Below are 13896 nucleotides of genomic sequence, written 5' to 3' on the forward strand. Positions count from 1 at the left end.
ATAAACGGCGAACCGCTGTGGCTCAACAGATGATTGTTAACAAATGCAACTATTAGCAGCCGTTATTGACACATTGTTACAGCATGATGATTACAGGGTAGCCCACAGCAAACGGCTGATAAAAGGCGCAATCACCACGGTAACAATGCCCGACAGCATCATGACCAGACTGGAGACAACCCCTTCCTGCTGGCCTAATTCGTAAGCTCGCGCGGTACCGGCTCCGTGGGAAGCGGCACCAAAACCGGCACCTTTAGCCATCCCCTGTTTGATCGCCAACCGCAGAAACAGCACGTCACCAACCGCCATGCCAAACACGCCGGTGATAACCACAAACAGTGCCACCAGATCCGGCTGGCCACCGATCTGTTTTGCCGCTGCCAGCGCAAAGGGCGTGGTGATAGAGCGCACCGCCAGGCTGCGCTGGATATCTTCCGGTAACGTTAACAGACGCGCCAGCCAGACCGAACTTAATACCGCCACCAGGGTCGCGGTAAACACGCCCGCAGTGAGTGACAACCAGTGGCGACGAATCAGCGGCAGATTTTCATAAACCGGTACGGCAAACGCTAGCGTAGCCGGACCAAGCAGCCATAACAGCCAGTGGCTATCACCAATATAACGTTGCCAGCTGATATGCGTCAGCAGTAGCAAAGCCACCAGCACCAGCGGCGTCATTACCAGCGGCATAAGCAGCAGGGTATGCCAGCGACGATACAGCTTTTTATTCAGATAGTAGACGGCCAGCGTAGCCAGCAGACAACTCAGACTAATCAGGAAATCAGCCATGGCGTTTTGCCCGTTTACGTGTCGCCAGCCAGCGTTCAAAACGACTGACGCGTTCAACAACCAGTGCCGTGGACCCCAGTACCAGCAAGGTACTCAGGATAATAACCAGCATAATTCGCCAGCCTTGCACTTTCAGCAGGTCAGCATAATTCACCACCGCGACCACCGCCGGCACAAAAAACAGCAGCATTTCGGCCAGCAACCAACCGGCGCCCGCTTTCACCCAGCGTAGCGGCAGAATACGCAAAGAGATCAGTGCCAGCAGCAGCAGCATGCCAACAATATTTGCTGGCAGCGGCAGATTAAGCCAGCTGACCAGCTGACTGACGGCGGCAAATAGCAGGATATACAGCGCAACCTGTAGCGGCACCTGCAGCCGTTGTTTCCATTTCAGTGGGGATGAATGCAAAGCGAGCGACATGATGTCTCCCTCATTTTGTGATGCAGGTAGTATAACGGAGAGACAAACAGTGAAAAAAATAACTTAATATTATTAAAACTATGCCTTTTGGGAATGATTATGGATGTACGCGCGCTACGTTATTTCGTTGAGGTTGTCCGTCAGCAAAGCTTCACCCGCGCGGCGGAGCGATTGTATGTTACCCAGCCTACCATCAGCAAAATGCTCAAACAGCTGGAAGATGAACTGAGCTGTACCCTGCTGATTCGTGAAGGCCGCAAACTGCATCTGACCGACACCGGACAGGCCGTGTACCAGCGAGGATTAACTATACTGCAGGAGTTTAAGCAGCTGGAAGCGGAGTTAAGCGATCTGACCGAGCTGAAAACCGGTGAACTGCGGCTGGGGATCCCACCGATGGTGGGCATGCAGATAGCCGGGTCCATTTCGGCCTTTCGCCAGCGTTATCCCGGCGTCGAGCTTAAAATAGCCGAATTCGGGGGGCTTACGGTGCAGCAGGCGGTAATGAATGGTAGCCTGGATATTGCCATGACAGCCCTGCCGCTGGCAGAGGATTCCGGTCTGAATGCCCTGCCGCTGATGACCCATCCACTGTGCGTTCTGGTTCCGCGCAGCGAAGAATGGCTACGCCGCAGCCTTATCCCACTGAGCGAACTGGTTAACCACCCGATTCTGATATATAACGAAGAATTCTCCCTTAACCGTCAGCTGATGCGGGCCTTTCAGACAGCAGGATTTACCCCACAAATTGCGGTACGTAGCGGACAATGGGATTTTCTGGCGGCCATGGTTCAGGCTGGCATGGGGGTGGCAATTATGCCAGAACCAATCTGCCAGCGGCTCGACAGAAACCAGTTATTGTGGTTGCCGCTGGAGTCAGATCTGGTCTGGCGTCTTGGACTGATATGGCGTGAAGGCAGCTATCTGTCACGCAGCGCCCAGGCCTGGATCGCCTGCTGTCGCGAGTTCTGGCCGGGGGAAGCGCCGCGTCTCTCTTTATAACCCCTCGCGTTAATGGAGATCTTCTTTTTCCATCAGCAGCGTTTCCAGCAGATCGAGATCATGGAGCAGCACCCCCATGGTTTCGCTGCTGATTTGCTGAGTGGCCCGCAGGTGATAAACCTCTCCGCGCTCCGCTCTCAGCGCAGTCAGCCGGAAGCGACGCTCGAGATTCTCCGCCAGCAGCGCCGCCTCAAGATCGTTTTTCCCGTCCACCCGTCGCCGCATCAGGCCAATTACCCGGGTGCTGATCTCTTTAACCAGATCCGGATCGAGATTTTCCGTGGTGTCATCAATCAGCCGCTCTTCCATTTTATATAAACTCTCAATGGCCGTTCCCGCCATTACCGCCCGCGCCTCCTGCATTTCCCGCCGCTGCTGTGATTTATCAATGGTTTCAATGGTCCGCAGCAGCAGCGGCATCACCACCACCCCCACCAGCAGGGAAAACAGGATGACGCCGGTGGCAATAAACACCAGCTCATAGCGGGCAGGGAAAGGATCGGCATTCGGCAGATAGAGCGGAATGGAAAGCACGCCGGCTAACGTAATAGCCCCACGGACGCCGGCAAAAGAAGCGATCAGTAATTCACGCAGTGAATAATTACCAAATTCCATGGGTTTCTTTTTCAGGAACCGCTGACTGACACGCTGCATAATCCACAGCCAGCCAAAACGCACCAGCATCAGGGCAATATAGATCATGGCAATGCTCGCCGACAGTATCCAGATATTCACGTTCGGGTCAGCATCGGCCTGCAGCAACGACGTTTCCAGTATGCCCGGCAGCTGCAGTCCCAGCATCAGAAACACCATGCCGTTAAAAACAAACTCCAGCATCTGCCAGACGCTGTTGGCACGCAGACGCATCGCCAGCGGGGCCTGACGCATAATACCTGAACGGGTCACGGTCATTCCTGCCGCCACCGCGGCAAGAATACCGGAAACGCCAAGATGTTCTGCAATCAGATATGAGGCAAAAGGCAGCAGAAGCAATAATACTGTCTGTGTTGCCGGATCGTCGCCGCTCCAGCGGCTAAACAGACGCAGTGAACGCCCGTATAACAGGCTCACCAGGATACCGGCCAGTAAGCCGCCCAGCGCTACGGTGAGAAAACTGACCGCGGCCCCGGAAATCGTGAAGATCATGGTGCCCAGCGTCACGTCAATGGCAAACTTTAATGAGACCAGGCCGGAAGCGTCGTTCATTAAGGCTTCGCCTTGCAGTATTGACATGATCTTTTTCGGAATGCGTCCCTCACCGACAATACCGGACAGGGCCACCGCATCGGTGGGTGACAACACCGCGGCCAGGGCAAAAGCCGGAATCAACGGAATACCTGGCACAACCCAATAGATCAGATAACCAATACCCACCACGGTAATCAGCACCAGCACCAGCGCAAGACCGATAATCTCACGTCCGTGATGAAAAAATTCGCTGGTCGGCGTTTTCCAGCCATCGGCAAACAGCAACGGAGGAATAAACAACACCAGGAACAGCTTAGGGTCAAAATCGACGTGCAGACCAAACGTTGGCCAGGCCAGCAGAGCGCCGAGGCCTATCTGCACCAAAGGTAACGGAATCTGAAAAGGAATGATACGCGCCGCTACGCCGGACAGCGACACAGCGAGGGTCATAATCAGTATGGTAAAAAAGATTTCCATGCGTTGCGTTTAGCCTCTTCCGACAGGCGTGAATACAGCGTCCTGCGCTGCCCTATGCGGATAGTAAAACAAAAGCATGGTGATAAAAAACCGTAACGGTGCGGAAAACAAACAAATAGCCACGAGGCAACCCCCGTGGCCATGATGTGATCGGTCAGATAGCCCAGCCACCGGCGTAAAAAGCAATCAGCGCAACGGCAATAATCACGGTGCCTGCATTCAGTTTCCGCCATTCGCCAGAAATCACCCGTCCGATAACCAGTACACCGAAGCCCAGCATAATACCGGTCACGATATTACTGGTCAGCACAATGAATACGGCGGTAACCAGGCCGGCCATCGCATCAACAGAATCGCTAAAATCCAGTTTCGTCACGTTACTGAGCATCAGCAAACCGACGTACATTAAAGCCGGTGCAGTGGCATAACCCGGTACCAGCCAGGCCAGCGGTGATAAAAACAGAATCAGCAAAAACAGCACGCCGACGGTGATGGCGGTCAGGCCGGTTTTACCGCCGGCGGCAGTACCTGCCGCCGATTCAATATAAACAGCTGCCGGTGCCGCCCCCACCACTGCTGACAACACGCTGCTCAGTGAATCAGATGTTAGCGCTTTGCCACCGTTAATAATTTGTCCGTCTTTATCGACCAGGTTGGCATGTCCCGCCACGGCACGAATAGTACCGGTTGCATCAAATACGGCGGTCATCACCAAGGCCAGAACGCTCGGCAACACGGCCGCACTCAACGCACCTTTAATATCAAGACTGAACAACAGCGAATGCCCCTGCGCATCGTTCAGGCTCGGCATAGCAAACATGCCCTGATAATGCACGGCGGGGTCGAAGACCAGCCCCAGAACAGAGATAATAATGATGGTCAGCAAAATGCCACCCGGCACTCGCAGCTTCTCCAGCCCAATAATCGCCGCCAGCCCCAGCAACGACATCATCACCGGAAAACTGGTGAAATTTCCCAGAACCACCGGCAGACCGGCGCCGGGATTTTTTACCACCAGGTTAACGCCATCAGCAGCAATCAGCAGCAGGAATAATCCGATACCAATGCCGGTGCCCTGCGCTACCCCACGCGGCAAATTGCGCATTATCCAGCTACGGATGCCGGTGGCGGAAATCAGCGTAAACAATAACCCCATTAAAAAAACGGCGCCCAGTGCAACCGGTACGCTAATGTGCTGGCCAAGTACCAGGCTAAAAGCCGTAAACGCGGTCAGCGAGATAGCACAACCTATCGCCAGCGGCAGATTCGCCCATAACCCCATCAGCAGCGAACCAAACCCGGCAACCAGACAGGTGGCGACGAAAACCGCCGACGGCGGAAAACCGGCTTTTCCCAGCATGCCGGGGACCACAATCACCGAATAGACCATAGCCAGAAAGGTGGTAATGCCGGCAATCAGCTCCTGGCGCACGCTGCTACCACGGGCTGAGATATGAAACCAGCGATCCAGCGCGCAGCCGGAGTGAGACGAGGACGATGACATATAAAAATTCCCCTGAATGAGTGGTATGCAGCCGGACAACACGATAACTGGCTATCGCCCGGGTTGCAGTTGCGTTTTACGCAGGCGAAATCGATAACAGCAAACGTTTACGTCGCGCAATATGCTTTTGCTGTCAGTAAGACTTATTGTTAGCGCGGCGATTATCAGACCTGTTCAGGTGCTTTTCAACCGGCGATAACAATTTATTCGCTTTATTCGCTGAGATCGATTTTTCCTGCCCGCAAAATAGCACGCTGCCAGGCATCCCGCTGCGCTATCTTATCCAGCCAGGCCTGAATATTTTCCGACTGACCATGGCGCGCCATCAGCGCCTGTAAAGGAAAACTCATCTGCACATCGGCAATAGTGAAATGATCGCCGGCAAACCAGCGCTGCTCACCAAGATGCTGTTCAATAAACTGTTGATGGTTTTTCAGCTGCCGATCAAGATACCCTTTGCGGATACCCTGTTCTAACATCCGGCCTGCCGGGCGCAACAGCCAGGGGGTGGGTGCCTTACCAAGACGGTTGAAAATCAGCCGCATCACCAGCAACGGCATTAACGATCCCTCAGCATAGTGCAACCAATAGCGCGCCTGCTGACGAACGTCGGCCTGACGTGGCATAAATTGCTGCTGCGGATCATATTGTTCGACCAGATATTCAAGAATAGCGCCTGACTCAGCCAGCACGAGGCCATCATCGACGATCACCGGCGATTTACCTAACGGGTGTATTTCTTTTAGTGACACAGGTGCCAGTAACGTTGGTTCACGCTGATAACGCACCAGCTGATAGGGAAGTGCCAGCTCTTCCAGCATCCAGACAATTCGCAGTGAGCGGGACTGATTAAGGTGATGAACAGTGATCATGTGCGGCCTGCGCTGAATGACGTTTTTTCAGTATAGCCGTTTTCATCACGGCGGATCGTTTTGCAACAATACCGCACCGGTGCCCTGAATACTGAGCCGATCATCCGGATTACGTAGCGGGCACTGGGCCATAGAAAGGCAGCCACAGCCAATGCAACCATCCAGTTCATCGCGCAGGCGGGTAAGCGTGGCGATGCGCCGATCCAGCTCAGCCCGCCACTGACTGGTTAATGCCCGCCATTCTCTGGCCGACATGCGTTTTCCGGCAGGAATTTGCATCAGACTTTCGCCGATGGTCGACAGGGGAATACCAATACGCTGCGCAATCTTAATCACTGCCACCCGCCGCAGAACATCGCGATGATAACGCCGTTGATTTCCCCCGTTCCGGCTACTGCTAATAAGGCCTTTCTCTTCATAAAAATGCAACGCTGACACCGCCACGCCGCTACGTTGCGCCACCTCGCCGGGAGTCAGTTCTTTTTTATTTGCAAAATTCACATTTTTTTTCATTTAGCACTTTACCTCAAGTTAACTTGAGGAATTATACTTCTCCCCCATCAGACGCGCGACATGAAATTTACGCACCACACAGGTTTAAGCGCTGCCAGACTACTATTACGGCGAGCCATCGCGCTGGTTTTAACTTCCAGGGAGACCCGTTTTATGCATGATGAAATCATTAAAACTCTGACCGCATGGATTGAAAAAAACCTTGATAAAACGCTGTCAATCGATGAGGTGGCAGCTAAATCAGGCTATTCAAAATGGCACCTGCAACGCATGTTTCGTAATGTGACCAGCCAGACCCTGGGCGGCTACATCCGCGAGCGCCGCCTGACACTGGCAGCGCAGGCACTGTCTCAGACCCAGCGCCCGGTATTTGATATTGCCATGCAGTATGGCTACGATTCACAGCAAACCTTCTCACGGGTGTTTCGCCGCCAGTTCTCCCAGACGCCAACCGCATACCGCCATGCAATGCGCCGTCAGCTGCAACAGCCACAGCGTGACGCCCCTTATGATTACGGCGATTATCATGCCCCCTTTTGCCGGGTGGACACCGCCAGCGGTTTGCAACAGGCCTGCTAAAACCTAAAAGCATGGCATCCGGGCTGACTGTCCGGGTGCCCCAGCCAGCACAAGTATCTACGCTTCCACCGCCATTTTTACCACCAGCCACAGGTGGTTAGCCTCGCTCAGCCAGCAGCACAGCGCCGCCCTGTTTCGCTAAAAACCTGTACCCGATCGCCTATAACTACAGGTTATCGACAGGCAACAAAAGCACGATCACTCACGCGATGCTAACAGGCGCAAAATTTGTTCAAAATTTAAAATTCAGTGATATAATGTGACCTGCATCACATTTAAGCCTTCGCGCTGGCGATCTGCGTGGTCTCCCTGACAAACTGCGCGCGTCGTCTCTACCTGGTCAATTGTCAGGGCTGAATCATCCGGAGTTGAAAAATCATGGGGACCCTGGCGGCAAGTTTAGCCTTAATGAGATGGGAATTATTAAGCGCAGTCATGATGTTTTTTGCCAGTACCTTCAACGTAAGATGCCGTCAGACCAGCCATAACGCGCTGGCATTTGTTTTCACCGGCATCGGTATCGGCATGTCCTGCTGGTTTGTTACCGGTTTACTCGGCATTACCATCAGCACCGTAAACCTGCTTAACTTCTGGCATATCACTAAAGACGCGTTTGTTGAAGTGATGAGCCATACCCCGTCTGACTGGCCTATGCCGTAATTTTTCAACAACGGGCCTGATCGCCCGTTGGTTTATATCTTTTTTAGCACACCCGGCATCGCTATTCCCTGTTTAGGTGCAGTGGAAATTGACTTACGATCCTGCTGCCACATGTCGCCCATGATTCGGTCAAGTCCACGATCGAGCCCGGTCACCAGCCCGGCACCCGGCGTAAATGTCAACTCACCAAAATAGATCCTGCCCTCGTGGATATACCAGTCTACCCGTACATAATCAAAATCACTGGCTAAGACTTTACTTAACTGCAACGCTTTTTCCAGCGAAGGCATTTGCGCGCTGATATCGAGACCTGTATCACGGATCTTATGAAAGCTATGTTTCAGATTATTAACGTAAAAAATCATCGAGAGCGGTCCCTGCCCGCTGCGGTTATATATCACCTGCAGCACATACTCGAAATGGCCATCCCTTTTATTAAACATATGAAATTTATAATCAATTGCGCCAAGGTTTCCGTCACCAATATATTGCTCAACGAGAATACGCGGCTTAATAAAACGATAATGAATTTCACGGGAATGTGCGGAAAAATCCATCCTGAGCCATTCGTTACAGCGTGCCACCAGCTGCTGCTTCCGGATACAGTCTGGCTCCTCAAGCAGTACTTCAACCATTCCTGACCCATGATTTGGTTTAATCACGTTATTTTTCAGAGACTTAAGGCTTAAAAGCGTCGTCGGATCTTTCGTTTCATACAATAAGGGAATCAGATAATTGTTGCCAATTTGCTGAGCAATATACTCTCTGACCAGCAGCTTATCCGACAGGTGTCCATAGCGCACGTAATCCCCCATGATAATTTTCCGGTACAGGATTTTTTCATTGAACAACCGGGGCTTCCGGAGGTTCGGTAACTTCCTGAAAGTGTGAAAATAGAAAATACGGTCCTGATATGACCACGGCATTTTCCGTATTAACCAGGCGATACTTTTGCGCAATCCTTTTATCAGCTTATTCATTTTCAACCTCATTTATAGGTCTTGATTTTGCGTGAGGAAAGTTGAATTTTCATAATGACTCCCTTCTTAAAAAAATAATTTATTACCGTGAGTGACAATAATTCTGTAATAAACACACTCCAGGCCGCACCGATCAGTCCCCAGCTACGAATGAAAAACCATGAAGTCAACAGACTGATCAGTAACTGAAAGAGGATCTTCACTAACAGGTAGTTAAATCCCCCCTCTTTAACCATAAAGCGATATACGACTGTTCCCATGGCCGAAAAACAGGTGGCCCACGACAACAGCGTAATAATATTCCCTGCCTGGATATAATCGTTTCCATACAGCATGCTGATTAATCTTTCGCCAGTTAGCGAAACGATAAGCAGCATAAAAAGGGACACCACCATGACATAGCCATTCAATCGTGCAGCCAGCCTGACCGCCATTTCACCCCGCTGGCGAAAAATTGCCGAAAAGCAGGAGGTGATGATGGCCACCGGAATAAATATCCATGAAGCTGCAATGGTGTTAGCGGCAGCAAACACCCCCAGTTGCTGTGCTGAGCCGCTAGCAACCAGAAAAAACTGCGCCATTTTGACCTGTACGGAGATAAACACGCTGGAAATCGCCAGCGGTAAACCGGCATACAACAGGTAATGCATATAACTATGCTGCCAGCGCCGCGGCGGCGCACAGATTTCGCGATGGCGAAAAAACTGTCCCCGTTTAATCAGGTAAGGTACCAGCGTCACTGCCACAATCGATAACGACAGTAAAAACGGGCTCAGTTTCAGCCAGGCCACCGTGAAACTGATAGCGAAACTGACCAGCATACCGCAAGCGTTGGCCACGGTATTCAGACGCGACTTCAGACGCGCATTGTTATAAACGCTGAAAATATCCTGCGTGACAAAAATGGCAGATAAAAATGCCGCAAAAGCAAAAACCGCAAAATTTTCCCGCATTGTCAGCCAGACGTATATTAATGTCGGCGTCGAGAGAATCAGTAATAAAATCAGACGAAAACGGCGAGCAACCGCCATCAATCGGCTACCTTTCTTCTCATTTTTACTGATGCTTTTGAAAAGAATGGTTTCTGATCCAAATATTGCCATTGTCTGAATAATTGAAAATAATGACGTTGAAAATGTCATTTGTCCGAAAATTGCCGGACCAAATGATTTAGCAACATAGGATGTGACAAATATCACACCAAACACAGATATCACCTTTTCAGACATCATCCAGCCCGCATTAGACATTTCGCTGTATTTCATCTCAGTGCCCTATCATTCCTCAGACAGACGGACAAAAATCACTTCCGTGTCCACAACTTAAGTCAGTTACATCAGGTTCAGGAACCAGAAAAAGCGTGACGCCTCTGAATTAGATCGCCAGTTCATTTTTTATAATTAGAGAATAGTCTTAAATTTTTATTAATGAGATAATTTTAAGAATTTAGGAATATATTTAATTTTGGTCTCAAAAGCGCCAAAACCGTCTCAAAAAAAATTGCCTCCAGAACCTGGCGATCACTTATTACTCTATGAAACCCGGGCGCCAGATATTATGCAAAATGTCTGGTGCCACACGATGGAAAGAATCTATAACAAAACCCTCCATGTCGAAAGTCGTCACCAGGCTTTTGAAATAAAATAAGAGTAATCCCATGATGATATTTCTCATTAATCACTTAACTTAAGCCTTGCAATTAATAGAAATGGTCAACCGCTCGCCGCGCTAATAAATCGAACGGTTAGATCCACTTATAAGCCAGATTTAACCCATCACATTATCGTTAAGAAAGGTAATACTATTTATGAGAAAATCACGTTTCACCGAGCAGCAAATCACCAGCGCCATTAAAGCATCAGAAAATGGCAGTAAAGTAAAAGATATTTGTAGCAAGCTGAAAATTTCAGAAGCTACCTTTTATAGCTGGAAGAAGAAATATGGTGGGCTGGACTCAGAAGAAGGAAGGAAAATCAAACAGCTGGAAGCGCTATTGCACAATATGGAACGCGAACTAAAAACACTCAGCGCTGACAAGGCAATGCTACAAAGCGTTCTTAAGAATTTCTTTACCACCAATGATAAGCGTCAGGCCGTCAACTTCCTGCAGGACAGGTTTGAAATCGGCACGCGCCGCAGCTGTCGCTTACTGGATATCAGCCGCAGCGTATACCACTATCCTTCAGGCCAGGACAGACAGCGCCAGTAACACCCTGAATTTTACAGGGATGAAGAGGTGCCTGCACGTCAGGCTATTTAAATGCCTGCAGTAAAATTTTACTATGTATACCGGGTGTGTTATGCCATTACTCACGCCAGTAAAATTATAAATTATCAGAATGTTTACAGCGCATTTCTCAGTGACATCACTGAGAAATGCACCAGATTATACTAAAGAAAAATAAATGATTCTTTTTGCTGTGCCATTCTGAGTTAAACATTATTAATATCAGAATGCGGTCAGATTGTTACTTTGCGGATAATCGAGCGGACGGACTGATTTCTGACAGAATTAAGAAATATCCTTAATTAAAATAAAAACCATTCAGAAAACATGAAATCCTCCCCCCTCTTTTCTGCCGGACTGATTAGAGCGGCTAACTTTTAATTTCATACCCCGCCAAAACAGGCTGGTTTTTTTAATGAATCTGTTTAAGATAATCCCTTAAAAGCCAGATTTATCTTAAACACTTCGTCTCATTAACCACGCCGCTCAATTATTGACTGGTTCATCTTGTTATCCACCGCTGTCGGCAGCAGATTTACATTTGAGTTAAGTCACGCAAATCAATCATCTCATTATTCTTGAGCAGATCATTGACAGGTTTTACTCACTTATCCTGAAAAGGAAAAACCGGTTTCACTGAAAAGACGGCTGACTAATATGGGATACACTTCACACTTTGGCGGGTTTCATCCGCGAAATAACCATGCCACTGCAATAAAAAATGTGACTCTGCGACCAGTACCCGTCAGAGAAACAGCATAACGATCATTGTCTGGCGACCCTGACGACAGCACTTATCAGAAAAATTGACGTTATTGGTGGCAGAAAAATCATTATCGGGTAATAAACAGCCAGCCAACACCGCTATAATCCCGGCATCTTATCCGGCCACACTGATTAACATGGCGCAACACAAGGATAAACACCACATTAACCAGCGGTTAATTTCAGTTAATTCTTAATTTTTTAATACCAGAAGCGATCCTGCTCTTTTTATTCACCGCCCGTCAGGAAAATGGATGAACCTTATGTCGGAAAATACCTCGCAAATGATTCACAAGGAGAGTGGGCTATCTCTTTTTTACGCCTTAGTCTCAGGCCGGCTGCAACCCGGTGGCTTGTGGCAGCAACCACTGTATCGCGTAAAATACTTAGTGCGCGCTTTCATTTATCCCCGAGCCACTATGCAACTGCTGTCGGCCATTGCCGCCAGCCAGGTAATGCAAACGATGCTGCCGTTACAGAACACCCTGCCCGGAAAAATTCATCGCCCTTATCTTTACCTTTCTTTGCCAGTGCAGGCACGTAGCGAAGCGATTATCAGTCATTATGATTTCGCCAGCCGGCTGCCGCTGGCCTCGCTGCGTACCGCGTTGCTTTCCAGCGTACCGCTGACGCTGACAACATTTAGCGGTAAAAATGGTGAACACTTTGTCGTTGAACTGGTCTGCAGCGGACGCTGTGAGCGGGAAGGCGAGGCAAACATGTTTATTAAATGCAATCACACCCGTCTTGCCATGCTGACTTTTGCCGTGATAAATAAACCACAGCGCGTGCTTATCATTGGCGGAATTCAGGGAGCGCATCGCGACACCCCCCATGAAGTGATTCGCGACGCTACCCGGGCATGCCACGGGCTGTTTCCTAAAAGATTGTTACTGGAGGTCGTACAGATGCTGGCCGCCATCACCGGCGTCACGCGCATCGAAGCAGTCAGCGATCGCGGCCACGTTTTCCGCAGTCTGCGTTACCGGCTTAGCAAAAAGCGCCTGTTCCATGCCAGCTATGATGAATTCTGGCGGGCAATTTATGGTCAGCCGGTCAGTCGCGACCTGTTTTCACTGCCACTTTGCTTTCCGCGCAAACCGCTGACGGAGATCGTCAGCAAAAAACGCTCAGAATACCGCAAACGCTATGACTTGCTGGATGCCATGCAGGAAAGCTTCCGTCATCATGTACTGTAATACCGCTAACTGACGCCACTTAAGGTGGCGTCACCGTAGAAACATCATCAATTTTCCAGATGCCGTGCTCATCTTTCATGGTGAGTAGAAGCCGTTGCTGGTCATCAGGTAGCCCCAGCACCACTTCACCTTTCGCCTCATCACCGTGAATTTCAAATGGCAGCGTAGAGATGTGGTCAACCCAGCTGTCACTGTAATCCGGCCCCTGAATGAAGTAGTCGTTATTCATCCCTGTCGGACTTTTAATCAGCACCTGTATGCGGTTAATCAGATGCTGGGTAACATACTGATTTAATTTAGGATCATGCTCATCAATCGGACTTTCATCTTTATTCATGGCGCCCAGATACCAGCTGTAAAATGCCTGTCCGGTCATCTCCGGCGACAGCCGGGGCGCCTGTGCGGCAACATGAAAAGCTGTCAGTGCCAGCAACAGTCCCATTAAACATGTTTTCATTAATGCTATCTCTGTAAAGCGGAAACGACATCCTGAGTTCCCTGGCTCCGGTTATGGTCACCGATTGTAGGGGAAACCGGAACAAAATTCAGCCGGCAAAATAGCCACTTTAGATAAATAAATAACACCATCATAACCATGGCTATCTTGCAGACCTGAGCGCACCGATCCGGCGGCAGATAATAGAGAAAAGTTCAGCCTGCCAGCCCTGAGAAAGCCCGTATTTTTGTTTTGAAACAGAGGGTAGCTGAATACTGCCATTA

15 protein-coding genes are annotated in these 13896 nt (G+C 49.9%); 5 read left to right on the top strand and 10 right to left on the bottom strand.

The genetic code is table 11. The features are described from left to right. Positions 1 to 90: 90 nt before the first annotated feature. Both BL249_RS04680 and BL249_RS04685 read right to left on the bottom strand, forming a co-directional pair. Positions 91 to 789, bottom strand: coding sequence for an LrgB family protein (locus BL249_RS04680; protein ID WP_099706241.1), 699 nt, complete (start codon positions 787 to 789; stop codon positions 91 to 93). Further along, positions 782 to 1210, bottom strand: a complete 429-nt coding sequence (locus tag BL249_RS04685; RefSeq protein WP_099706242.1) for a CidA/LrgA family protein — start codon at positions 1208 to 1210, stop codon at positions 782 to 784. Before BL249_RS04685 ends, BL249_RS04680 begins: the two co-directional genes overlap by 8 nt. 99 nt (positions 1211 to 1309) lie before the next feature. Here BL249_RS04685 and BL249_RS04690 point away from each other — a divergent pair, with 99 nt between their 5' ends. Continuing rightward, on the top strand, positions 1310 to 2212 hold the full coding sequence (locus BL249_RS04690; protein ID WP_099706260.1) for a LysR family transcriptional regulator: 903 nt from the start codon (positions 1310 to 1312) through the stop codon (positions 2210 to 2212). Between the two features lie 9 nt (positions 2213 to 2221). Here BL249_RS04690 and BL249_RS04695 read toward each other — a convergent pair whose 3' ends face one another. The 4 genes from BL249_RS04695 to soxR form a co-directional block, all read right to left on the bottom strand. Next, positions 2222 to 3877: a Na+/H+ antiporter gene (locus BL249_RS04695; RefSeq protein WP_099706243.1), complete on the bottom strand. Its 1656-nt coding sequence runs from the start codon at positions 3875 to 3877 to the stop codon at positions 2222 to 2224. Between the two features lie 154 nt (positions 3878 to 4031). Continuing rightward, positions 4032 to 5381, bottom strand: a complete 1350-nt coding sequence (locus BL249_RS04700; RefSeq protein WP_099706244.1) for an NCS2 family permease — start codon at positions 5379 to 5381, stop codon at positions 4032 to 4034. Between the two features lie 212 nt (positions 5382 to 5593). Beyond that, positions 5594 to 6253, bottom strand: coding sequence for a glutathione S-transferase family protein (locus tag BL249_RS04705; protein ID WP_099706245.1), 660 nt, complete (start codon positions 6251 to 6253; stop codon positions 5594 to 5596). 45 nt (positions 6254 to 6298) lie between these two features. Continuing rightward, positions 6299 to 6766, bottom strand: coding sequence for a redox-sensitive transcriptional activator SoxR (gene soxR, locus BL249_RS04710; protein WP_099706246.1), 468 nt, complete (start codon positions 6764 to 6766; stop codon positions 6299 to 6301). 153 nt (positions 6767 to 6919) lie between these two features. Here soxR and soxS point away from each other — a divergent pair, with 153 nt between their 5' ends. Both soxS and BL249_RS04720 read left to right on the top strand, forming a co-directional pair. Next, the gene (gene soxS / locus BL249_RS04715) at positions 6920 to 7345 is read left to right on the top strand and encodes a superoxide response transcriptional regulator SoxS (RefSeq protein ID WP_241898837.1); all 426 of its coding nucleotides are present in this window, start codon (positions 6920 to 6922) and stop codon (positions 7343 to 7345) included. A gap of 378 nt (positions 7346 to 7723) precedes the next feature. Beyond that, positions 7724 to 8005 (top strand): YjcB family protein, encoded by a 282-nt coding sequence (locus tag BL249_RS04720; protein ID WP_099706247.1) that lies wholly within the window; start codon positions 7724 to 7726, stop codon positions 8003 to 8005. A gap of 32 nt (positions 8006 to 8037) precedes the next feature. Here BL249_RS04720 and BL249_RS04725 read toward each other — a convergent pair whose 3' ends face one another. Beyond that, on the bottom strand, positions 8038 to 8985 hold the full coding sequence (locus BL249_RS04725; protein WP_099706248.1) for an ATP-grasp fold amidoligase family protein: 948 nt from the start codon (positions 8983 to 8985) through the stop codon (positions 8038 to 8040). Positions 8986 to 8993: 8 nt separating this feature from the next. Further along, on the bottom strand, positions 8994 to 10250 hold the full coding sequence (locus BL249_RS04730) for a polysaccharide biosynthesis protein (RefSeq protein ID WP_099706249.1): 1257 nt from the start codon (positions 10248 to 10250) through the stop codon (positions 8994 to 8996). Positions 10251 to 10792: 542 nt separating this feature from the next. On the opposite strand from BL249_RS04730, the gene BL249_RS04735 reads away from it, so the two are divergent. Together BL249_RS04735 and BL249_RS04740 are read left to right on the top strand one after the other, a co-directional pair. Further along, complete coding sequence (locus BL249_RS04735; protein WP_099706250.1) at positions 10793 to 11194, top strand: transposase; 402 nt, start codon at positions 10793 to 10795, stop codon at positions 11192 to 11194. A gap of 1046 nt (positions 11195 to 12240) precedes the next feature. Then, positions 12241 to 13176, top strand: a complete 936-nt coding sequence (locus tag BL249_RS04740) for a VirK/YbjX family protein (RefSeq protein WP_099706261.1) — start codon at positions 12241 to 12243, stop codon at positions 13174 to 13176. A gap of 19 nt (positions 13177 to 13195) precedes the next feature. Here BL249_RS04740 and BL249_RS04745 read toward each other — a convergent pair whose 3' ends face one another. Both BL249_RS04745 and BL249_RS04750 read right to left on the bottom strand, forming a co-directional pair. Further along, positions 13196 to 13633, bottom strand: coding sequence for a DUF3828 domain-containing protein (locus tag BL249_RS04745; protein WP_099706251.1), 438 nt, complete (start codon positions 13631 to 13633; stop codon positions 13196 to 13198). Between the two features lie 57 nt (positions 13634 to 13690). Beyond that, the gene (locus BL249_RS04750) at positions 13691 to 13894 is read right to left on the bottom strand and encodes a hypothetical protein (RefSeq protein WP_099706252.1); all 204 of its coding nucleotides are present in this window, start codon (positions 13892 to 13894) and stop codon (positions 13691 to 13693) included. Between the last annotated feature and the right edge of the window lie 2 nt (positions 13895 to 13896).

The sequence above is a fragment of the Erwinia sp. OLFS4 genome (assembly GCF_002752165.1).
Classification (GTDB): Bacteria; Pseudomonadota; Gammaproteobacteria; order Enterobacterales; family Enterobacteriaceae; genus Izhakiella.

What these genes read in the sequence shown, in the direction of transcription:
- BL249_RS04680 (WP_099706241.1), bottom strand. Translation starts at nt 789, where the DNA reads ATGGCTGATTTCCTGATTAGTCTGAGTTGTCTGCTGGCTACGCTGGCC.
- BL249_RS04685 (WP_099706242.1), bottom strand. Translation starts at nt 1,210, where the DNA reads ATGTCGCTCGCTTTGCATTCATCCCCACTGAAATGGAAACAACGGCTG.
- BL249_RS04690 (WP_099706260.1), top strand. Translation starts at nt 1,310, where the DNA reads ATGGATGTACGCGCGCTACGTTATTTCGTTGAGGTTGTCCGTCAGCAA.
- BL249_RS04695 (WP_099706243.1), bottom strand. Translation starts at nt 3,877, where the DNA reads ATGGAAATCTTTTTTACCATACTGATTATGACCCTCGCTGTGTCGCTG.
- BL249_RS04700 (WP_099706244.1), bottom strand. Translation starts at nt 5,381, where the DNA reads ATGTCATCGTCCTCGTCTCACTCCGGCTGCGCGCTGGATCGCTGGTTT.
- BL249_RS04705 (WP_099706245.1), bottom strand. Translation starts at nt 6,253, where the DNA reads ATGATCACTGTTCATCACCTTAATCAGTCCCGCTCACTGCGAATTGTC.
- soxR (WP_099706246.1), bottom strand. Translation starts at nt 6,766, where the DNA reads ATGAAAAAAAATGTGAATTTTGCAAATAAAAAAGAACTGACTCCCGGC.
- soxS (WP_241898837.1), top strand. Translation starts at nt 6,920, where the DNA reads ATGCATGATGAAATCATTAAAACTCTGACCGCATGGATTGAAAAAAAC.
- BL249_RS04720 (WP_099706247.1), top strand. Translation starts at nt 7,724, where the DNA reads ATGGGGACCCTGGCGGCAAGTTTAGCCTTAATGAGATGGGAATTATTA.
- BL249_RS04725 (WP_099706248.1), bottom strand. Translation starts at nt 8,985, where the DNA reads ATGAATAAGCTGATAAAAGGATTGCGCAAAAGTATCGCCTGGTTAATA.
- BL249_RS04730 (WP_099706249.1), bottom strand. Translation starts at nt 10,250, where the DNA reads ATGAAATACAGCGAAATGTCTAATGCGGGCTGGATGATGTCTGAAAAG.
- BL249_RS04735 (WP_099706250.1), top strand. Translation starts at nt 10,793, where the DNA reads ATGAGAAAATCACGTTTCACCGAGCAGCAAATCACCAGCGCCATTAAA.
- BL249_RS04740 (WP_099706261.1), top strand. Translation starts at nt 12,241, where the DNA reads ATGTCGGAAAATACCTCGCAAATGATTCACAAGGAGAGTGGGCTATCT.
- BL249_RS04745 (WP_099706251.1), bottom strand. Translation starts at nt 13,633, where the DNA reads ATGAAAACATGTTTAATGGGACTGTTGCTGGCACTGACAGCTTTTCAT.
- BL249_RS04750 (WP_099706252.1), bottom strand. Translation starts at nt 13,894, where the DNA reads ATGGCAGTATTCAGCTACCCTCTGTTTCAAAACAAAAATACGGGCTTT.